The sequence below is a fragment of the Streptomyces ficellus genome (assembly GCF_009739905.1).
Lineage (GTDB): Bacteria > Actinomycetota > Actinomycetes > Streptomycetales > Streptomycetaceae > Streptomyces > Streptomyces ficellus_A.
The window spans coordinates 1,340,424-1,360,524 of record NZ_CP034279.1 but is presented as its reverse complement, the minus strand read 5'-3'; the positions used below and the strand labels follow the sequence as shown (position 1 = coordinate 1,360,524).

The following is a 20,101-nucleotide window of genomic DNA, read 5'->3' as shown; positions in this document are numbered from 1 at the left end:
GTGACCGCGCGCACCTCCCTCCCACGCCGTACCGCAGCCCTCCTCCTCGCCGGTGCCGCCCTGGCCGCCGCAACCGCCTGCGGTGACCAGCGGGACCACGGACACGCGGGCGGGAAGCCGAGGACCTCCGCCGCCGACGCACGGCTGGCGGACCGGCTCCCCGAGGACGTCCGGTCCGCCGGCGTCATCACGGTCGGCTCCGACATCGCCTACCCGCCCGTCGAGTTCGTGGACGCCTCCGGCGAGGTCACCGGCCTCGACGTCGACATCGCCCGGGCCCTCGGCAACCAGCTCGGCGTCGGCGTCCGCTTCGAGAACGGCACGTTCGACACCCTCGTCACCGGCCTGCGCGCCAACCGGTACGACATCGTCATGTCGGCCATGAACGACACCGAGGACCGGCAGAACGGCATCGACTCCGCCACCGGCAAGAAGGTCGGCGAGGGCGTCGACTTCGTCGACTACTTCACCGCCGGCGTCTCCCTCTACGGGCGCAGGAAGGACACCGGAGACGTCCGCGGCTGGACGGACCTGTGCGGCAGGACCGTCGCCGTCCAGCGCGGCACCGTCGCCCACGACCTGGCCAAGACCGAGCGCGACACGTGCGCCCGGGCCGGCGGCCCCCCGCTCGACCTGGAGGCCTACGACACCGACCAGCAGGCCCAGACACGCGTCCGCAGCGGCGGGGCGGACGTCGGCTGCTCCGACTTCCCGGCCGCCGCCTACGCCGTCAAGACCTCCGGCGGAGGCAAGGACTTCACCCTGATCGGCGAGCAGACGGGCGCGGCCCCGTACGGCATCGCCGTCGCGAAGCGGGACACACGGCTGCGCGACGCGCTCGCCGCGGCGCTCGACGCCATCATCGCCAGCGGGCAGTACGGCAAGATCCTCGCCGACTGGGGCGGCCAGGACGGCGCCGTCACCAAGGCCGTCATCAACGGCGGTGCCTGATGCGTGACGACGACCTCGCCCTGCGCACCGTCCCGGTCCGGCACTACGGCCGGTACGCCGCCGCCGTGGTGGTCCTGGCCCTGATGGGGGCGATCGTCCACGCCTTCGCCCAGGGGAAGGTCACCTGGACGGCGGTCCCGGAGCACCTCTTCGACGACCGCATCCTGCGAGGGGTGCGCGAGACGCTGTTCCTGTCCGTGCTCTCCATGGCCGTCGGGGTGGCCGGCGGCGTCGTACTGGCGGTGATGCGTCTGTCGCGGAACCCCGTGACGTCGTCCTTCGCGTGGTTCTTCATCTGGTTCTTCCGCGGCACCCCGGTCCTCGTCCAGCTCTTCGTCTGGTTCAACCTCGGCCTGGTCTTCGAGTACATCAACCTCGGCCCCGTCTACCAGGACGAGTGGTCGGACTTCATGACACCGTTCCTCACGGCGCTCCTCGGCCTCGGGCTCAACGAGGCCGCGTACATGGCGGAGATCGTCCGCGCGGGCCTGCTGGCGGTGGACGAGGGCCAGACCGAGGCCGCGTACGCCCTGGGCATGCGGCACGGCAAGACCCTGCGCCGGATCGTCATCCCCCAGGCGATGCGGGTGATCGTGCCGCCGACGGGCAACGAGTTTATCAACATGCTGAAGACGACCTCGCTGGTGGCGGCCGTCCAGTACTACGAACTGCTGCGGCACGCGCAGGACATCGGCCAGACCTCCGGCGCCCCCGTGGAGATGCTCTTCCTCGCCGCCACCTGGTACCTGATCCTCACGTCGCTCCTCAGCGTCGGCCAGTACTACCTGGAACGCCACTACGCCCGCGGCACGGCCCGGCACCTGCCGCCCACGCCCTGGCAGAAGGTCCGCACCACCCTGACCACGTTCCGCCGCCCGCGGGTGCCACGCTGACGGAGCGGCGCGCCACGTCCCACGGAGGTAGGTTGCCGGTACGGGAGGGGGGCCGCCGCAGCGGAACGGAGAGGCGTCGTGCAGGACCGGTCACCGTGGCTCGTGTACGCCAACTTCGTCTCCGACCTGGCGCTCGGCCTGGAAGCGGGCGACGTGCTGGAGCGGTGGGCCACCCAGGCCCCGCGGAAGGTGTGGCTGCTGCGGGCGGGCGACGTCCTCGTGACACCGGTGCCGGTGAGCCCGGACTTCCGGACGTACGCGCTCGGCCTGCTGGACGTGCCCGACGCGAGCGTGTCGGTGCTCCACGCGCCAGGCCGGCGCGGCGCCGCCATGGCCGACGCGCTCCGCCAGGACGGCCTGCTGGAGACCGTCCGCGGCCTGGTCGCCGGCCGCGCGGGAATGGCACTGCTGCCCACCGCCCTGGACGCGTCCGCCGTCGCCCTCGCCGCGGAGCTCGGCATCCCCGTGAGCGGGTACGCCTCCGCCGAGGGGGCGGGTGCCGCGCTCGGCGTGACCTCCCTGCTGAACACCAAGGCGGGGTTCCGGCAGGTCGCGCCCGAGCTGGGCATCCGCGTGCCGCGGGGCCTGGTGTGCCGGCGGGACGAACTGCGCGACGCGGTGCGCAGCCACCTCGCCGGCCACGGGCGGGCCGTCCTCAAACCCGACCGTTCCGCCGGGGGGCACGGCATCCTGTTCGTCTCGCCCGGTGACCCGTGGTGGCTCGGCCTGGACGAAGGGGGACTGGGCGGCGCCGAGGGGCCGTGGATCGTCGAGGAGCGGCTCGATGTGGCCCACTCCGTGAGCGTCCAGATGGACGTGGGCCCCCACGGCGTCGGTCCGGCCTTCAGCGGGGAGATGCGCACGGTCGGCCCGGTGTTCTCGGGCTACCTGTCCCCGCTGACCGGGGCCACCGCCGGGGCCGCCGAGGAGCTGGAGCGGTGGGGGAGAGCGCTCGGGACGTACCTCGCGGACCGTGGGTACGCCGGCCCCTTCGGCATCGACGCGGTGATCACACGGGACGGCGCCCTGGTCGCCACGGAGAGCAACATCCGTCGCACGGCCACCACCACTCCCCAGGTCATGATCGCCCGCCTGGCCCGGTCCGCCGGGCTCACCGGCACCCCGGCGTGGCTGCTCGGCCAGCGCAGGGCCGCGGCCGTGCTCGACTTCGGGACGGCGGCCGGCCGCCTGAGCGCGGCGGGGCTCGACTGGACGACGGCCCGGCAGGAGGGCGTGGTGCTCTACGCCGACGCGCCCCACGACGGCCGCTCGTGGCGCTACGCCGTCATCGGACCGCACCGGGAACGGCTGCTGGAACTGGAGGCCGCCCTGTCGGAGGTGATGGGCCTCAGCTGACCCGCCCCGGCCGGCCCATCGCGGACGCGAGGTCCTCCAGGAAGTACGCCAGCGTCTCCGCGCCCTGGAGCAGGGCCCGGATCTCCACCTTCTCGTCGTGGCCGTGCCAGCGGTCGTCCACCAGGCCGGTACCGAAGAAGACGACCGGCGCCCCCGTCTCCCGGGCCAGCTGCGCCGCCGGGGCGGCCCCGCCGTTGCGCATCCGCAGCGGAGGGCGCCCCAGGGCCCGCGACATCGCCCCTTCGAGCGCGACCGCGGCCGGGTGCCCCGTCGGGGTGAGGTAGGGGTCGGAGATCGTGGACGAGACGGTCAGCTCGTAGTCGTAGCCCGCCACCCGGTGGTCCTCCAGCCACCGGCGCAGCTGCCGGGCGACCTCGTCCGCGGTCTGCTCCGGCACCAGGCGCAGCAGCAGGTCCGCCCGGGCGGTGGGCGGGATGACCCCCCGGGACGGCTGCTCGGCGTCCCCGCCCAGCAGGCTGCTGACCTCCACGGACGGCCGCGTCCAGATGCGCTCCAGTACGCTCCGGCCGTGCTCCCCCCGGACACTGCGGGTGTGCGAGTCGGCGAGCCAGGCGGCCTCGTCGAACGGAAGGGCGTCGAGCTCGGCCCGCTCACGGCGCGACAGGGGGGCCACGGCGTCGTAGAAACCGGGCAGCGTGACGCGCCCCTTCTCGTCGTGCAGGAGCCCCAGCAGGCGGCACAGCTCCGTGCACGCGTTGGGCGCGGTGCCGGCCACCGCCCCGCTGTGCACATCGGCGTCCGCGCCCCGCACCTCCAGCCGGCCGTTCACCGAACCGCGCACCCCCGTGCACACCGCCGCGTCCGTCAGCGACCACAGCATCGTGTCGGAGACCATCACCACGTCCGCCGCGAGCTGCTCCCGATGGGCGGCGAGCAGATCCGCCAGATGGACGGAGCCGATCTCCTCCTCGCCCTCGACGAGCAGCGTGACACCCACCGCGGGCGCCCGCCGGCCCGCCGCCATGTGGGCCCTCAGCGCCCACAGGTGGCACAGCGTCTGCCCCTTGGCGTCCGACGCCCCCCGCCCATACATCCGCCCCTCGCGCACCACGGGCGAGAAGGGGGAGGTCTCGCGCCACTCCCCGTCCTTCACGGCGTGCACGTCATGGTGGCTGTACACCAGCAGCGTCGGCGCGCCCGCGTCCTCGGCGGGCCAGTGCGCGTACACCGCCGGAAGCCCGTCCGTCTCCCACACCTCGACCACCGGAAACCCGGTGGACCGCAGCGCCGAGGCCAGCCACCGGGCCGACCGCACCACGTCCGGACGATGCCCCGGCACCGCCGACACCGAAGGAACGCCCACCCACCCGGCCAGCGCCTCCAGCATCCCCGGCCTGCCGTCGTGGACCGCTCTCCGCAGCCGGGCGTCCGCCTCCCACATCGCACCGCCTCCTGCGGGGCCGGGTTCCCGAGCCCGGGCGTTCCATGCGGGGCGGCCGGCCGCGGCCGAAGCCGACGCCTGGAGCCACACAGCGGGTCTCCTCGCCCGTGCGCGCACTACCCGCGTGCGCCGTCTGCGCGCTCCCCTGCACCCTTGTCTTCACGTGTGCTTGTCGGAAGGCTGCGTACAGCGCCCTCGTGGTCCCCTCCACATGAGCCGGGCGGACAGGACGCGAGCGGGAGCGGCCATGCAAGCACCTGAGGATCGGACGTCCGCGAAGGAGCGGCGGGCGATATTCCTCTCGTATCGACGTTCGGACTCGGCTCCGTGGACCGGACGACTCGCCGCCGACCTGCGGAGGTATTTCGGGAAGGAACGCGTCTATCTGGACATCGATTCGAACCTGCCCGCCCGGGACTACGTAGGGGAGTTGGAACGGGCGTTACTCGCGTCTCGCGCGGCCATCGCGGTCTTGGGGCCCGACTGGCTGAGTAGCTCGAACGACCAGGGGCAGCGGCGGTTGGACGAGCCGGCCGACCTGGTACGCGTGGAGTTGGAGACCGCTCTCCGGCACGGCAAAGCCGTCATACCGGTGCTCGTCGGAGGGGCAGTGATGCCACCTGGCCCTGAACTGCCTCCCTCGCTTCAGACGCTTTCCCGCCTGCAAGCCGTCAGACTCGCTGATGCGGACTGGCCGTACGACTTCGGCCGCCTCCTGGAGACGCTTGAGGGGCACGGGGTACTTCCCGCCTCCGCGGCAGACGCAGCTTCTCCCGGCGAGCCGACGCTCCTGACCACCAGGCGCTACGAGCGCCGGTTGCAGGCTTCCCGCCGTCGGGCCTTCGACGCACTGACGGGAGCCGTCGAGTTGCTGCGTTACCCCATCATCGAGGTGGCGCCGGAAGCCGCGATGGTGACCTTCCATGCTCGTCGCGGCGGAGCGGTTTCGGCGGCGGTGGTCGACGCCGATCCGGGTCATTCCACTGTGGTGTTGAAGCTGCCATCGGTCAAAACCGGGGCGGTTGCCGGCGCTTCCGTGGCGCTGGCGTTTGCCACCGGCGGCTTCTCGCTGGCAGCCGTACCTGCCCTGCTGGCCTGGCAGCGGCGTTTCGCCGTCGGCTTCTTCGACAATGTCGAGGGCGTCTTGGAGGGGCGCGGGGTCGGTGAGGACTCTTCGCTGCTGCCGGGTGTCCATGCGTGGCGCAACAGGCGCCGAGAAGTCTGAGGGCCGCCGTCCCCACCGAGCGAATGGGCGGCGTCGAACACGAAGGCCAGGTGTGGCACGAAGGCTGAGTGACCTCTGGGTTCTACTGCCTGGTCGAGCCCGGTGGCCAGATGATGCGGACGTCCATGCCTCGCTGCCGGGCATAGGCCACGATATCGGCGGTGCCGCCTTTTCCGCCCGCCGGCCTGCCGTCCCAGACTGCCAGCAGGATATCGCTCTGATCAGCCACCTCTTGCCCTGCGGCCAAGTATGCGTCTTCACTGGCCGTAGAAAAATCGAGCTCTGAGCGCGAGCCGGCAAGCTGGAGCAGAGAGTTGTAGGTCGATCGCGCCTCGTTGCTTTGGAAGCTGTTCTCGTAGTCCTTACTCGGGATGACAGCATGCAATTGTCCTCCGCGTGCAAGCATGGCCAGCGCGAAAGCCTGATCCGCTCCCTCCGCGAGACACGTCACCCCCAAGATTTCCTCACTTATGTCGCTCAGCTCAGCCAGCATGGCTTCCACGACGTGCCGCCGTGTGGCGACGCCCAACGTCTGGTGTCCGGTACACCCGATGCGCTTCATAACACCTTCCGTTTGGCCAGCTTCCAGAAGTACTGGCCCATGGGAGTCAAGTACACCTCTCCGCTTTCCATGGCAACCCAGTAATGATCACGTTTCCCGTCCGTGGTGACAAGGTTGGCGTTGCGCAGCCGCCCGAAATAGTCGAACTGCTGCTGTTTTGGGGTGCCTGACGTTCCTGGAGGCAGAGGTCTCCCTTCGCCCTCGTGCTCCGGGCTCAGACGTACTCGACTGTCCGCCTCGGGAAAGTGTTCGGGCAACCTTCGCAGCATGGCGGCGTCCAGCCATGGGGGACCGATGCGCAGGGCAACGGGCTCGGTGAGGTTCGCCTTGAAGACCGGACGCTGCTGCCACGCATCAAAGGCCGGGCTCACGTATCCGTACAGACTGAGCGCGGTGACCTTTCCCAGGTGGTCGGTGGCTCCACCTTCGAGTCCGTCGAGGAGGACGCGGGTGAAGGCGCCGTGTCCGTCCACCTCCTGCGATGTCTCGATTGCGCGGCTTGCGGCCAGGATGGTGACGTTCTCCCGCAGGATGCTCTTGTTCAGGCGAAAGCTCTCCGCGACGGCTGCGGCCTGCTGCCCTGGTGTGTTTCCCAGGTCTCCGCTGAAGCAACAGTCGAGTATCAGCGTGACACTGCGGGCGGGTGAATCGTTGGCCAGGGTGATCAGGTCGTTCATCGATACGCCCAGCGTGTGGTCGGTGGCGTCCTGCGTGACCAGATCAGCGCCCCAGGGCGTCTGCGCCCCGTGGCCGGCGAAGAAGAAGAGTAGATCCGTGTCACGAGCGTTGCCGAACAGCTGGGTGAGGGCGTGACGCAGGCCGTCCCGCGTCACCTCGGGGCCGCCCTCCTCTCCTGTGATCAATTGAGTGCGCCAGTTCGGGCTGCCATCAGCGTTGGCGGAAAGCAGCTTGTCGAGCGCCGTCGCATCTGCGACGCAACCCCCCAGGGATTGACCGTCCGGGTAGTGGTCAATGCCGACGATGATGGCCCGCTTCACGCGTTCTTGGCTTCCCACTGGTTCTGGGGCAGCGATATCTTGCTCGACCATTCTTCGACGGTGAACGGCGCGGGCGAGTCGCTCACCGCTGGGCCTGTGAACATCTTCTTCTGAAGCTCGTTGTGATCAAAGACGAAGCTGGGGAACGCGCGGGGATTCGCCATGGTCTTCCTTGCTCCCGAGCAGGACCGGTGCAGCCTCAGACTAGGCGACGGGCCTGGCAGCGCGGTGGCGTTTTGTCGCTTCGTCACCCCCGGGATTCACAGCTCTGTAGGCTCCACGCAAGGAAGGTCCTGAGCGTTGTCACGGCAATCGCCAGGACGTGCGTGTCCGGGAAGGATGCACCATGGTCGATTCGCCCAACAGGCCTGGTTCAGGCGGCCAACCGCAGAAGAAGCCGCCGGGTTCATCGGGTTCAACCGATACGCGCGGTCACAAACCTACGAGGCGGCCGGGGCGGACCCCTGCGTCGCCGCCGCCCCCGCCTCCTGCTCAGGATCGGGGTAACTGACGAACATGGTCACGATACGGCGGGCCGAGACGCATGCCGCCCCCCATGGGAAGTGCTCTACCTCGGTCGCGCCGGGCGCCCGGTACTTCAACGGTTCCACCAACACCAGGTCCCTGTCCGGGGAGTCGTCCGAGCTGACGTTGAACGACGCCTGCCGCCCCTCGATGTAGGAGCCGTCTTCCAGGACGCAGCCGACGAGAGGGTCTTCTCCGGGATACCAGCGGTCGAACATGACCCACCATGCCGACATGACGGATGCGTGGGGTCGCTTCCCTGTGACGGCTGCGGCCGCGGCCGCCAGAGCACACGAGAACAGCAACAGAGCGCCGGCCCACCAGCCAAGTTGCACATACTGGTCGCGCGCGTAGCCACCGCCTTCGCGCACGAGGCGCCCGACGTCCGGCGTCAGACCGGGCATGAGGCCGCGCGCCGCCGCGAAGAGCGCGAGTGTCAGCAGTTCGGTGAGAACGCTGCAGAACACCACGGTTCCGGTCTCCCGGAAGGGCGTAGGCCGACGCTCGCTGCCCTGACGCTCGCGGACGACGAACGTCAAGCCTGGCAGCAACAGGACGACCAGCAGTATGAGACCGGTGAACGTAGTGGGCACGGCGGCCCCTTCCTGCCGTGGACGAACAACGACAGTCGGCCACCGTACAGCTCACACGCGCCATGTGGTCGGGATCGTGTGTGCTGGTTACCCCGGCGGGATTCGAACTGACAAGGGTGGATACGTTCATTTACCACCTTCGTCGCGGTGTGAGCCTACTTGTCGCATGTCAATGTCCGAGCGAGAGCCCCACACCGGTATGACGCGCTACGTGTTACGGCGCTCAGGAGTCACCGGGGCTTGGTACGCCGTCGTCCTCTTCGTCACTTTCGGCGCCCTTTTCAGAGGCTTCGCCGCCATCGGGCTGGCGTTCGACGGAGGGTTTCACTGGAGGTTGGTGCTCTGGTCCCTCGCCTGGTTCGCCGTCGCCGCGTTCGGGCTGTGGGTAGCCGGGCCGATCGGGCGGACCTTCGCGATGCGGATCCAACCCGTCGTGGACCTGCCGACGGACCTCTCGGCCATGACGTTCGTCCTGTACCTGCGCTCTTTCGGGATCGACCGGGAACTCGCCGATCCGAGGAGGACGCTGGGGTCGAGATTCTGGCTGTCGAACGGGGAGATCCTGGGCCATGACGTAGGCAATGCTGCAGCCACAGAAGAAGAGAAGGTCGCTCGATTCTTCCGCCGCTTCGGCAAATTGCTTGCGATCGGCCACCCCGGCGACACGTACCCGCTACCCGGTATTGATCGGTCCTACCTCAAGGCGGATGAATGGAAATCCGAGGTGAGCGAACTGATCCGACGTGCACGCCTGGTTCTCCTGGTGGCCGGAACCTCGCATGAAAGGGAATCTGCACAGGGCACACTGTGGGAGTTCACGGAGGCCGTGAAAACCCTGCCGCCGGCCCGCCTGCTCCTTCTTCTGTGCACGGGACCGGATGCGTATCACCGATTCCGCGACGCAGCCGCGGAATATTTCGCCGAGCGGGGTGAGGAGTTGGGCCGGGACGGGGCGGCGTCGTCACGTATGCCGATGTTGCCGGACTATCCGCCCCTGCGGTCGCCGCGGCTGCGGAGAGGGCGACATCCACTGCGCGGGGTCATCAGGTTCGCCGACGACTGGACCCCGGAGTTGGTGCTCTTCGACCCGACCGTCGAGCGCGGCCGGACCGCTCGGCGCAGATGGCGGGCCACGGTCAAGGCGCAGGTCGACCCACTTCTGGAGCGGTTGGAGGACCGGCTGCCGGGCCAGGCCGTGCAGCCCGACACCTTCCGCCGCGGGTTCGTACTGGCCCTGGCCGGGATGGCCGCTTCGACGATCACGGTGCCGATCTACGGCATGAGACATGATCCGGTCACCGTCCGCGGCGCGGTCCTTGCCCTTGCGGTGCTGCTCGCCGTGGGATTCATCCGGACATTCGTTTCGCTGGAGCGAAACAGAGTCGCGCACGATGTCAGGGTGCTGGTGACTCCGGAGGAGCAGAGAAAATACCATGCCGGTTACCCGGCCCGGTCGTGGCTGGATAAACTGAGTGACGAATTCGCCTTCTTCGCCGCCGACATCTTCTTCTGCGTCTTCTGGGGTACGCTGTGCGGCACGCTCGCCCAGGTTGCCGTCCTGCATCGCATGCAGAACGTCGACGACCGCTACGCAGTGGTCGGCGCTGCACTGGGCGGCCTGTTCGGACTCTTCCGGCAGTTGAGGAGGAGTTCCTATCGTGTCCATCGCGCGTTGCGATCCAAGCCGGTGCAGCTCAGGTCCGCCCTTGTCGCCGCCCTCCTCTGGCTCAGCGTCCTGGGTGCCGCGGGCGGCGGTCTGATCGTTGCCCGCGTCACCCATCATCCCTCTATCGGCATTTATGCCGCGGTGCTGATCGGCGTGCCCTGCATCTCTCTGTGGACGAGACTCCGCATGCCGCACGCCTCGGCGCCCTGACTTGCGGCCACCGTCCGATCACCGTGTCCGGCCCGATCTCTACAGCCAGTCCTTCTTCTTGAAGACCACGTAGAACAGAATGGCCGCCCAGGACGAGATCTTCTTGAAGTGGCCCAGAGGCCCCGCACGAGCGGTCGACGCAGAGTGACAGCGTCCCGCATTGCATCGTGGATACGCGATACCTCAACATGCGGGCCTACCAGTCCCGAGGCCGTCCCCGACCCTGGCCGGGGCCGGGGAATCGCTTGCCGCGGCGAGCTGGGGGTGCGAGTGCGGGACGACCTCGGCATGCTGGAGAGAGCGCCGCGGCGGATTGCGGTGCGAAGGAGTCGATAACATGCCCTTCCCGACGGTTCCCGCGCTCACTGTCTGCCCGCCCGGCTTCGTACCGGCCGGCCGGGAGGCGTCCGCCGTCGTGTCGGCTCCACAGGGTCACGTGAGTGCTTGGCGTCCCGCACAACGTCGTGCTGACGCTCCTGTGGTCCGCCTTCGCCGTCCACGACATGGTCACGCTGTTCGTGATCCTCTTCACCAGGCGTCAGCAGCGGCGCTGCCCGAACGCAACAGGGCCGACTTGCGCCGGCAGATGGTACGTGTACGGCGCTCAGGGCAGGGGCCGCTCCACCTGCCCGGTCTCGAGGCCGGCCGTCCCACGGGCCTCGGCACCGCCTGCCCCTGAACGGCTGAGGTGGCGGCCGCTCGCCCGCCCTCCCTCCCGGCCTCCCCGGATCATCCCTCTTCGACCATGGTTTCCGCTGCTGGGGCGGGGGCCTGGGCCCTCTGGCGGCGTTCGTCTCCGCCTGGGACGAGGAGGAGACCTCCGTCCCGAAAACCGACTCACCCTGTGTTCCCACCCACCCTCTCCATCGATCGCGAGGTGTGCGATGAGGCTGCGACGCGCTGCCGCCGCTGCGGCTCTGCCGATCCCCCTGTTGTGTGTATGGCTGGCTCCGCCCGCCTCCGCGGCCACCACACACACCATCTCCCTGACCGGAACGATGACGGTGACCAACGCGGGTGGCGTCTTCGACGACGACACGACCCAGACCTTCGATTTCAGACGGCAGGTCCGCCTGACGCACGACAATCCCACGAACACTCTGACCACCTCGCACTGCGTGGCGAACCAGACCGTGGGCTCGCTGAGCGTCCGTGTGCAGCTCAGGAACAACGAGATGGTGGTGGAAGCGCCGACGTTGCGGCTTCTCGAGGGATCGAGCTGCCTCACCAGCGACCTCGACGGCTCGTCCGAGGGCATCCAGCAGGGCATGCGCCCGGGCGGGAGCCTTACGGGCGCGAGACTGTCCGCCCGTAACAGCGAAGCGTTCTCCCCCGACCGAGCCTCGGTGACCTTCAACCTGCGACACGCAACCGGATCGGGCGTGGGGGCCGGGCGCCCGGCCCCGGTGGCGGGCGTGGTCGCCAGCAGACCCGACCCCGCGGACCCGTCCCGGGTACGGGTGGACTGGCAGGACGTGGTGACCGACGAGACGCACTTCCAGCTCCGCAACAGCACCCTCAACACGACCGTGAGCGTGGGCCCGAACACCACGTCGTTCACGTTCACCGGCCAGCCGGCGGAGCGGCAGTGCTACCAGGTGCGGGCAGCCAACAGCCACGGCCCGTCGGACTGGACGCCCGTGAGCCCCACCCAGGAATGCGTCTGACGGCCGGTCGCGTACGCGGTCCCTGGTGACGGGCGGGACCGACCCCGGTGCACGCGGTGCTACGGGCCGGCCGTATCGGCCGGCCCGTAGGCGCCGGACGGTGTGCAGCCCGCGTCGCCCCGCACCTCGGACTCCACGTCCCTGGTATCCCCCGGCCTGCTACGAGCACGGAACACCGGCGCGAACCTGCGACGAAGCGCCCCCGGCGCCCCCGGCCGAACCGACGGCCGTCAGACCGCCACGTCCCTCGAATCAGCCTTCCGCGAGCATTCGCGGAAACAAAGTTGATCAACGTTCGAGGGTCTGCTCGCTACAGCCAGTCCCGCCGCTTGAAGATCACGTACAGGCTCGTGCACACCACCGCCATCAGCAGGATCGCGAAGGGGTAGCCGTACACCCAGTGCAGCTCCGGCATGTGGTCGAAGTTCATGCCGTAGATCGTGCCCACCAGCGTGGGAGCGAACAGAATGGCCGCCCACGACGAGATCTTCTTGATCTCCTCGTTCTGTTCGAAGCCCGCTTCGGCGAGTGCCCGCATCTCCGCGTTCTGCTGCTGGGAGACCAGGGTGGCGTTGACCGTGAGGATCTCGGTGAGGGCCTGGCGGAAGCCGTCCACGCGTTCGCTGGTGTGGGTGACGTGGTCGGCGACGTCGCGGAGGTGGCGCTGGAGTTCCTCGTCCGTGCCGTACTTGGCGAAGCCGGCCATCAGGTTGTGCAGCATGCCGACCAGCGGGCGGGTGGCGCGCTGGAACTCGACCATTTCGCGGGAGAGTTCGTAGATGCGACGGGAGACCTCCGGGTCGCCGCGGAAGACCTCCGTCTCGATCTCGTCGATGTCGTTCTGGACGCCCGCCACGACCGGGGCATAGCCGTCGACCACGGCGTCGAGGATGGCGTACAGCACCGCCTCCGGACCCAGGGCGAGGAGTTCCGGGGTCGCCTCCATGCGGCGGCGTACGGCGGACAGGTCGGGGGCGGCGCCGTGGCGGACGGTGATGAGGAAGTCCGGGCCGAGGAAGACGTGCAGCTCACCGAAGTCGACCTCCTCCGGGGCGTCCAGGTACCGGGCGGCGCGCAGCACCACGAAGAGGGTGTCGCCGTACCGTTCCAGCTTGGGGCGCTGGTGGGCCTCCATGGCGTCCTCGACGGCCAGTTCGTGGAGGTCGAACTCGGCGGCGAGGGACAGCAGTTCCGCCTCGGTGGGGCGGTGCAGCCCTATCCAGGCCATGCCGTCGGGTTCGTCGCGCAGCTGCCGGAACGTCTCCGCGAGCGAGCCGGGGGAGGAGACCTTGCGGCCGTCGCGGTACAGGGAGGCCTGGACCACGCTGCCGCCCCCACCGGGCGACGGGGAGGGGTGGACGGCCTGCGAGGGCGCGGACGCGTGGGCCGCGGACGCGGGCGCCGCCGGCGCGTGGCCGGGAGTCGTGGGGCCGGGGGCCGTGGGGCGCCGGAGCCAGTGGGGCTTTTTCGAGGGCAGGGTCATACGGGTCTCACCTCCCGGGCCGTACCTTATATGTCATGGTTTGCCCCGGCATGACGGGGCGGGCGGGGTGGAACGGTGCCGGACGGCGTCAGTGGGTCACGCGTTGAGGACAGCGGCTGTCCTGAAGAGTGCGTAGCGTGCCGTGCATGGTCTCCAGGAACACCCACCACCCCGTGCTCACCACCCGCGCCCTCAACCGCGCCACGCTGGCACGGCAGCTCCTGCTGCGCCGTACCCCCATGACGGCGAAACATGCCGTGTCCCACCTCGTCGGCCTCCAGGCCCAGAACACCAAACCGCCCTACTACGCCCTCGCCGCCCGCCTCGACGGCTTCCGCCCCGAGGAACTGTCCACGCTCATGGAGACGCGGGAGGTGGCGCGGATCGTCACCATGCGCTCCACCATCCACACCCACACCGCCGAGGACGTCCTCGCACTGCGGCCGCTCGTCCAGCCCGCCCGAGACCGCGAGGTGGGGGTGTTCCGCAAGGGACTGGTGGACGTGGACCTGGACCGGCTCGCGGAGATCAGCCGCGACCTGGTCGAGGAGCGCCCCCGGACGCCGAAGGAGATCCGCGAGGCGCTGCTGGAGCACTGGCCCCACGCCGATCCGCTCGCCCTCGGCGTGGCCGCCCGGTGCCTGCTGCCGCTCGTCCAGGTCACCCCGCGCGGCCTGTGGGAACGCAGCGGCCAGGTGGCCCTCACCACCGCCGAGGCCTGGTTCGGCTCGTCCGCCCGCGCGGCGACCCAGGAGGACACCGTCCTGCGCTACCTCGCCGCCTTCGGTCCCGCCTCCGTCAAGGACATGCAGACCTGGTCGGGCCTGACGAGGCTGCGCGACGCCTTCGACCGGCTGCGGCCCCGGCTGGTGGCCTTCCAGGACGAGTACGGCGCGGAGCTCTTCGACCTGCCCGACGCGCCCCGCCCTGACCCCGACACGCCGGCACCACCGCGGTTCCTGCCCGAGTTCGACAACCTGCTGCTCTCGCACGCCGACCGCACCCGCGTCGTGCCGAAGGAGTACAAGGAGCGCACCTGGAAGGGCAACCAGGCGTACCGCACCTTCCTCGTCGACGGGTTCCTCGCCGGCATCTGGCGCCCCGAAGAGACGAAGGCCGGTGCCACGCTGACGGTGCAGCCGTTCGGCACGCTCACCCGCGAGCAGCGCACCGCGGTGGCGGAGGAGGCCGAACGGACGATGCTGACGATGGCGCCCGGCACGGCGTACGACGTCAGGTTCGGGACGCTCTGACCTCCCTCAGCGGTACGCGGGACTCCTTAGTACGGCGCTGTCCACCAGCCGGACAGCCACAGATTGTTGTTGTTGTGCTCGGTGACGCGAGCGGTGTACTCGCAGCGCGAGCGGGGGGTGATGCCGTAGGGAACCACAGCTCCCTGCCCGGCGGGCACGGCCGCACGGGTCAGCACCCCGCGCCCCCCTCCGCCGTAGCAGTACCCCTCAAACAACTGCACCTCTTTGTAACGGCCGTTGGGGTTGCCCGTGACGTCGGCGTGGATCAGGTAACGGGTGTCGTTCATCCACAGCCGGATGTTGGGATTGCCACCGCTCTGCCGCAGGATCGAGTAGTGGTCGTCCTGTTCACGCGCTGACGACGGCGCGGCGAGCGCCGACAGGCTCAGCATCGCGGCGATGCCGATGCCGATGGTCCGCCGCAGACGGCTTGCGTTCATATGGCTCCTCGATGTGCGATGCGCGGGAACTCCATGGTTGGTGCACTCACCGTCAGGGTGGCAGGACGGGGAGTGGGAGCACACCGGCGTGAGGAAGCACCCGGGTAGCGCTGCATACCATCGGAAGAGTCCGGCCATGGATGCTGTGGCAAGATCACGGGATGATACGACTCACCGACTTCATCATCGACTGTCCGGACACGATGAAGCTGGCAGCCTTCTACTCCGAGGTGACGGGGCTCCCGGTCAAGGAGAGCAGCAACGAGAACTGGGCCGGGATCCTGGTCGGCGACATCGAGCTGGCCTTCACCCCGGTGCAGGACTACCGCGCCCCGCGGTGGCCCGACAGCGAGCACCCCAAGCAGTTCCACCTCGACTTCGAGGTCGACGACATCGAGGCCGAACAGCGCCGCGTCCTGGCCCTCGGCGCGACCCTCATGCGGGACTGCGTTCGCCCCGACGGCTACGGCTTCCGGGTCTACGCCGACCCCGTCGGCCACCCCTTCTGCCTCTGCCGCAACAAGGGCGTCGTCTGGAGCGATCAGGGTCCGGTCTGGCCCAACCGCGGTCAGTAGGCCGTGCGGCGGTGATGCGGACGGCTGCTCGGCGCCGGGCCCGGCCGGCGCCCTACTCCGCGCGTCCCGTCGCCGCCACCGTCACACCGAGGCCGATCATCGCGAAGCCGCCCGCCCCACCCACCATCGACAGGCGGCGGTCCGAGCGGGCGAACCAGCCGCGGGCGGCCGCCGCCCCCAGGCCCCACAGCGTGTCGGTGACCAGGCCGATGCAGATCGGCACCAGGCCCAGCAGCAGCATCTGGCCCGCCACCCCGCCCGCCGCGTGGTCGACGAACTGGGGCAGCACCGCGGCGAAGAAGACGATCCCCTTCGGGTTCGTCACGCCCACCACGACACCGTCCACGACCGTCCGCAGGTCGCCGCCCCGCGACCCGGCGGCCGTGGGCGCCGGCGTGTGGGTCAGCGCGGCCTTCATGTCCTTGCGGTGCCGGAACGCCTGCACCCCCAGGAAGACCAGGTACGCCGCGCCCGCCAGCTTCACCGCCATGAACACGGCCACCGAGCGCTCGACGATCGCCCCGACGCCCAGCGCCACGGCCACCACCAGCGCGTACGACCCCAGCACGTTGCCGAACACCGTCGCCATCGCGGTACGGCGCCCGTGCGCCAGGGCACGGCCGATCACGAACAGCACGCTCGGGCCCGGGATCACGATCACGAGCAGGGACATGGCCGCGAAGGCCAGGACACGGTCCATGGACACCATGGCCCCAGCGTAGGCGCACGCGGGGCCGTGCCGTCAGGCCCCAGAGGGACACGTACGCCCTCGTCCCCGCCCTCGCCCCCTCACGGCAGCAGCCCCGCCCGCCTCGCGGCCACCACCGCCTGCCCCCGCGTGCCGGCGCCCAACTTCCGCATGGCCGATCGCAGGCTCGGGCACGGCACCGCTCCTTTACCCCCGTTCGGGGGTAGTGAGACCTGGGTCACCGATTACACGATGCCGGTGACGGGTCCCGCAACGAGGAGGACGCATGGCGGCAAGCGGCGCGACACAGGAGTTCCGGGAGGCCCGGGACTTCCTGCTGCGGCACCGGGAGGACTACACGGCGGCGTACGAGGGGTTCGCCTGGCCCCGGCCGGACCGGTTCAACTGGGCGCTGGACTGGTTCGACGTGATCGCCGAGGGCAATGACGCGACCGCGCTGCACATCGTCGAGGAGGACGGCACCGAGACGCGCGTGGGCTTCGACGCGATGCGCAGCCGCTCCGACCGGGTCGCCAACTGGCTGCGCGGGCTGGGCGTGCGGCCGGGGGACCGGATCGTCGTCATGCTCGGCAACCAGGCCGAACTGTGGGAGACCGCCCTCGCGGCGATGAAGCTGCGGGCCGTCGTCATCCCGGCGACCACCCTGCTCGGCCCCGCCGACATCACCGACCGCGTCGAACGCGGCCGTGCCCGCCACGTGATCGTCCGCTCCGAGGACACCGGCAAGTTCGAGGACGTGCCGGGGAACTACACCCGGATCGCCGTCGGGGCACGCGTACCGCACTGGATCGCGTACGAGGACGCGTACGGCGCGTGCGAGCCGTTCGTGCCGGACGGGGTCACCCACGCCGACGACCCGCTGATGCTCTACTTCACCTCCGGCACCACCGCCCGCCCCAAGCTCGTCGAGCACACCCACACCTCGTACCCCATCGGCCATCTGTCGACGATGTACTGGATCGGGCTGCGGCCCGGCGACGTCCACCTCAACATCTCCTCGCCCGGCTGGGCCAAGCACGCCTGGTCCAACCTCTTCGCGCCCTGGAACGCCGAGGCGACCGTCTTCATCCACAACTACACGCGCTTCGACGCCGCCCGCCTGATGGCCGAGATGGACCGGCACGGCGTGACGAGTTTCTGCGCGCCGCCCACCGTGTGGCGGATGCTCATCCAGGCCGACCTGTCCGCGCTGCGCACCCCGCCCCGCGAGGCCGTCGCGGCCGGCGAACCGCTGAACCCCGAGGTCATCGAGAGCGTACGGCGCGCATGGGGCGTGACCATCCGCGACGGCTTCGGGCAGACCGAGACGGCCGTGCAGGTCTCCAACAGCCCCGGGCAACTCCTGAAGGCCGGCTCCATGGGCCGCCCGAGCCCCGGCTTCCGCATCGAGCTGCTGGACCCGGCGACCGGGAAGCCGGGCGTGGCGGAGGGCGAGATCGCCGTCGATCTGTCGACCGCGCCCGTCGGCGTGATGGCCGGCTACCACGGCGACCCGGACCGGACGGCCGAGGCAATGGCCGGCGGCTACTACCGCACCGGCGACATCGGCTCGCGCGACGCCGACGGGTACGTGACGTACGTGGGCCGCAGCGACGACGTGTTCAAGGCCTCCGACTACAAGATCTCGCCGTTCGAGCTGGAGAGCGCGCTGCTGGAGCACGAGGCGGTCGCGGAGGCGGCGGTCGTCCCGGCGCCCGACCCGGTCCGCCTCGCGGTTCCGAAGGCGTACGTCGTCCTCGCCGAGGGCTGGGAGCCCGGCCCGGACACGGCGAAGGCCCTGTTCGCGCACTCACGGGCCGTCCTCGCCCCGTACAAGCGCGTCCGCCGCATCGAGTTCGCCGACCTGCCCAAGACGGTGTCGGGGAAGATCCGCCGGATCGAACTGCGTGAGCGTACGGCGTCGGGTTCGGCGGCCGAGTACGTGGAGGGGGACCTCGCATGAGCCTCTCCGTCGCCCACGCGGCCCTCTCCTACGCGCACGGGACGAGCGGTACCGCCCTGCTCGGCGAGACGATCGGCGCGAACCTGGCGCGGACGGTGGCCCGCCACCCCGGCCGGGAGGCGCTGGTCGACGTCCCGTCCGGGCGGCGCTGGACGTACGCGGAGTTCGGCGCCGACGTGGCGAGGCTCGCACGCGGCCTGCTGGCCGCCGGAGTCGCCAAGGGCGACCGGGTCGGGATCTGGGCGGTCAACTGCCCCGAGTGGGTCCTCACCCAGTACGCCACCGCCCGGATCGGCGCCATCCTGGTCAACATCAACCCGGCTTACCGCGCCCACGAGTTGAGGTACGTGCTCGACCAGGCGGGGGTCTCGCTGCTCATCGCCTCGCTCGCCCACAAGACCAGCGACTACCGGGCCCTGGTGGACGGGGTGCGCGCCGACTGCCCGGGACTGCGGGCCGTGCACTACATCGGCGACCCGTCCTGGGACGACCTGGTCGCCGGAACCGTACCCGGCGCCGTAGCCGAGGAGGAACTCACCTCTCGCGAGGCGGAGCTGTCGTGCGACGACCCCGTCAACATCCAGTACACCTCCGGCACCACCGGATTCCCCAAGGGCGCCACCCTCACCCATCACAACATCCTCAACAACGGCTACTTCGTGGGGGAGACGCTCGGTTACACCGAACACGACCGGATCTGCCTGCCGGTGCCCTTCTACCACTGCTTCGGCATGGTCATGGGCAACCTCGCCGCCACCTCTCACGGCGCCACCATGGTCGTCCCGGCCCCGTCGTTCGAGCCCGCCGCCACCCTGCGGGCCGTCGAACGCGAGCGGTGCACCTCGTTGTACGGCGTGCCGACGATGTTCATCGCCGAGCTGAACCTGCCGGACTTCGCCTCCTACGACCTCTCCACGCTGCGCACCGGAATCATGGCCGGGTCGCCCTGTCCGGTCGAGGTGATGAAACGGGTCGTCGCCGAGATGAACATGGCGGAGGTGTCGATCTGCTACGGCATGACGGAGACCTCGCCGGTCTCCACCCAGACCCGGCGCGACGACGACGTGGAGCGCCGCACCGGCACGGTCGGGCGGGTGCTGCCGCACGTCGAGGTCAAGATCGTCGACCCCGCGACCGGTACGACGCTGCCGCGCGGCGGGGCGGGCGAGCTGTGCACCCGGGGCTACGGCGTGATGCTCGGCTACTGGGACGAGCCCGACAAGACCGCCGAGGCGATCGACGCGGGCCGCTGGATGCACACGGGCGACCTGGCGGTGATGCGCGAGGACGGGTACGTACAGATCGTCGGCCGCATCAAGGACATGATCATCCGGGGCGGTGAGAACGTCTACCCGCGCGAGATCGAGGAGTTCCTGCACGCCCACCCCAAGATCGCCGACGTGCAGGTGGTGGGGGTGCCGGACGAGCGGTTCGGCGAGGAGATCCTGGCCTGCGTGATCCCCCGCGACCCGGCCGACCCGCCGACGCTCGACGACATCACGGCGTTCTGCCGCGAACGCCTGGCCCACTACAAGATCCCGCGCCGGCTGGAGCTCCTGGACACCTTCCCGATGACGATCAGCGGCAAGGTGAGGAAGGTGGAGTTGCGCAGGACGTACGGGGGGTGAGGGGGTGGCCCGGGGCCCGGGGC

At 69.9% G+C, this 20,101-nt stretch carries 18 protein-coding genes and 1 pseudogene; 10 read left to right on the top strand and 9 right to left on the bottom strand.

Going from position 1 to position 20,101, the window contains the following annotated elements; all coding sequences use genetic code 11:
- The 3 genes from EIZ62_RS05995 (at position 1) to EIZ62_RS05985 (ending at position 3,200) form a co-directional block, all read left to right on the top strand.
- Complete coding sequence (locus EIZ62_RS05995; protein ID WP_244375495.1) at positions 1–951, top strand: ABC transporter substrate-binding protein; 951 nt, start codon at positions 1–3, stop codon at positions 949–951.
- Positions 951–1,844, top strand: coding sequence for an amino acid ABC transporter permease (locus EIZ62_RS05990; RefSeq protein WP_156691675.1), 894 nt, complete (start codon positions 951–953; stop codon positions 1,842–1,844). The genes EIZ62_RS05995 and EIZ62_RS05990 overlap by 1 nt, the downstream gene beginning before the upstream one ends.
- A 78-nt stretch (positions 1,845–1,922) precedes the next feature.
- Positions 1,923–3,200 (top strand): preATP grasp domain-containing protein, encoded by a 1,278-nt coding sequence (locus EIZ62_RS05985; RefSeq protein ID WP_156691674.1) that lies wholly within the window; start codon positions 1,923–1,925, stop codon positions 3,198–3,200.
- On the opposite strand, the gene EIZ62_RS05980 is transcribed toward EIZ62_RS05985, so the two are convergent.
- Positions 3,193–4,602: a M20/M25/M40 family metallo-hydrolase gene (locus EIZ62_RS05980; RefSeq protein ID WP_156691673.1), complete on the bottom strand. Its 1,410-nt coding sequence runs from the start codon at positions 4,600–4,602 to the stop codon at positions 3,193–3,195. The genes EIZ62_RS05985 and EIZ62_RS05980 overlap by 8 nt on opposite strands.
- A gap of 247 nt (positions 4,603–4,849) precedes the next feature.
- Between EIZ62_RS05980 and EIZ62_RS05975 the strand changes: the two genes are divergently transcribed.
- Entirely contained in the window at positions 4,850–5,827 is a 978-nt protein-coding gene (locus EIZ62_RS05975) for a toll/interleukin-1 receptor domain-containing protein (protein ID WP_167536345.1), read from the top strand.
- A gap of 82 nt (positions 5,828–5,909) precedes the next feature.
- On the opposite strand, the gene EIZ62_RS05970 is transcribed toward EIZ62_RS05975, so the two are convergent.
- The 4 genes from EIZ62_RS05970 to EIZ62_RS05960 all read right to left on the bottom strand — a co-directional run bounded on the left by EIZ62_RS05970 (position 5,910) and on the right by EIZ62_RS05960 (position 8,505).
- On the bottom strand, positions 5,910–6,389 hold the full coding sequence (locus EIZ62_RS05970) for a hypothetical protein (RefSeq protein WP_156691671.1): 480 nt from the start codon (positions 6,387–6,389) through the stop codon (positions 5,910–5,912).
- Entirely contained in the window at positions 6,386–7,387 is a 1,002-nt protein-coding gene (locus EIZ62_RS05965; protein WP_167536344.1) for a caspase family protein, read from the bottom strand. The genes EIZ62_RS05970 and EIZ62_RS05965 overlap by 4 nt, the downstream gene beginning before the upstream one ends.
- Positions 7,384–7,551 carry a hypothetical protein gene (locus EIZ62_RS31895; RefSeq protein WP_167536343.1) on the bottom strand — a complete coding sequence of 56 codons (168 nt, stop codon included), beginning with the start codon at positions 7,549–7,551 and terminating at the stop codon, positions 7,384–7,386. The genes EIZ62_RS05965 and EIZ62_RS31895 overlap by 4 nt, the downstream gene beginning before the upstream one ends.
- Before the next feature lie 276 nt (positions 7,552–7,827).
- The gene (locus EIZ62_RS05960; RefSeq protein ID WP_156691669.1) at positions 7,828–8,505 is read right to left on the bottom strand and encodes a DUF6338 family protein; all 678 of its coding nucleotides are present in this window, start codon (positions 8,503–8,505) and stop codon (positions 7,828–7,830) included.
- A 199-nt stretch (positions 8,506–8,704) separates the two neighbouring features.
- Here EIZ62_RS05960 and EIZ62_RS05955 point away from each other — a divergent pair, with 199 nt between their 5' ends.
- Positions 8,705–10,381, top strand: a complete 1,677-nt coding sequence (locus EIZ62_RS05955; RefSeq protein WP_156691668.1) for a hypothetical protein — start codon at positions 8,705–8,707, stop codon at positions 10,379–10,381.
- Positions 10,382–11,265: 884 nt separating this feature from the next.
- Positions 11,266–12,048: a hypothetical protein gene (locus EIZ62_RS05950; RefSeq protein ID WP_156691667.1), complete on the top strand. Its 783-nt coding sequence runs from the start codon at positions 11,266–11,268 to the stop codon at positions 12,046–12,048.
- A gap of 310 nt (positions 12,049–12,358) precedes the next feature.
- On the opposite strand, the gene EIZ62_RS05945 is transcribed toward EIZ62_RS05950, so the two are convergent.
- Positions 12,359–13,531, bottom strand: coding sequence for a magnesium and cobalt transport protein CorA (locus EIZ62_RS05945; protein ID WP_156691666.1), 1,173 nt, complete (start codon positions 13,529–13,531; stop codon positions 12,359–12,361).
- Positions 13,532–13,677: 146 nt separating this feature from the next.
- Between EIZ62_RS05945 and EIZ62_RS05940 the strand changes: the two genes are divergently transcribed.
- Entirely contained in the window at positions 13,678–14,784 is a 1,107-nt protein-coding gene (locus EIZ62_RS05940; protein ID WP_156691665.1) for a winged helix DNA-binding domain-containing protein, read from the top strand.
- A gap of 26 nt (positions 14,785–14,810) precedes the next feature.
- Here EIZ62_RS05940 and EIZ62_RS05935 read toward each other — a convergent pair whose 3' ends face one another.
- Positions 14,811–15,224 carry a hypothetical protein gene (locus EIZ62_RS05935; protein WP_156691664.1) on the bottom strand — a complete coding sequence of 138 codons (414 nt, stop codon included), beginning with the start codon at positions 15,222–15,224 and terminating at the stop codon, positions 14,811–14,813.
- Positions 15,225–15,385: 161 nt separating this feature from the next.
- On the opposite strand from EIZ62_RS05935, the gene EIZ62_RS05930 reads away from it, so the two are divergent.
- On the top strand, positions 15,386–15,799 hold the full coding sequence (locus EIZ62_RS05930; protein WP_156691663.1) for a VOC family protein: 414 nt from the start codon (positions 15,386–15,388) through the stop codon (positions 15,797–15,799).
- A gap of 52 nt (positions 15,800–15,851) precedes the next feature.
- Here EIZ62_RS05930 and EIZ62_RS05925 read toward each other — a convergent pair whose 3' ends face one another.
- Together EIZ62_RS05925 and EIZ62_RS32350 are read right to left on the bottom strand one after the other, a co-directional pair.
- The gene (locus EIZ62_RS05925; RefSeq protein WP_156691662.1) at positions 15,852–16,508 is read right to left on the bottom strand and encodes a LysE family translocator; all 657 of its coding nucleotides are present in this window, start codon (positions 16,506–16,508) and stop codon (positions 15,852–15,854) included.
- A gap of 80 nt (positions 16,509–16,588) precedes the next feature.
- A pseudogene (locus EIZ62_RS32350) lies at positions 16,589–16,672 on the bottom strand (helix-turn-helix transcriptional regulator); the annotation flags it as partial.
- 101 nt (positions 16,673–16,773) lie between these two features.
- Here EIZ62_RS32350 and EIZ62_RS05915 point away from each other — a divergent pair.
- Complete coding sequence (locus EIZ62_RS05915; protein ID WP_156691661.1) at positions 16,774–18,450, top strand: AMP-binding protein; 1,677 nt, start codon at positions 16,774–16,776, stop codon at positions 18,448–18,450.
- Positions 18,447–20,078 carry an AMP-binding protein gene (locus EIZ62_RS05910; protein ID WP_156691660.1) on the top strand — a complete coding sequence of 544 codons (1,632 nt, stop codon included), beginning with the start codon at positions 18,447–18,449 and terminating at the stop codon, positions 20,076–20,078. Before EIZ62_RS05915 ends, EIZ62_RS05910 begins: the two co-directional genes overlap by 4 nt.
- The last annotated feature ends 23 nt before the right edge of the window (positions 20,079–20,101 follow it).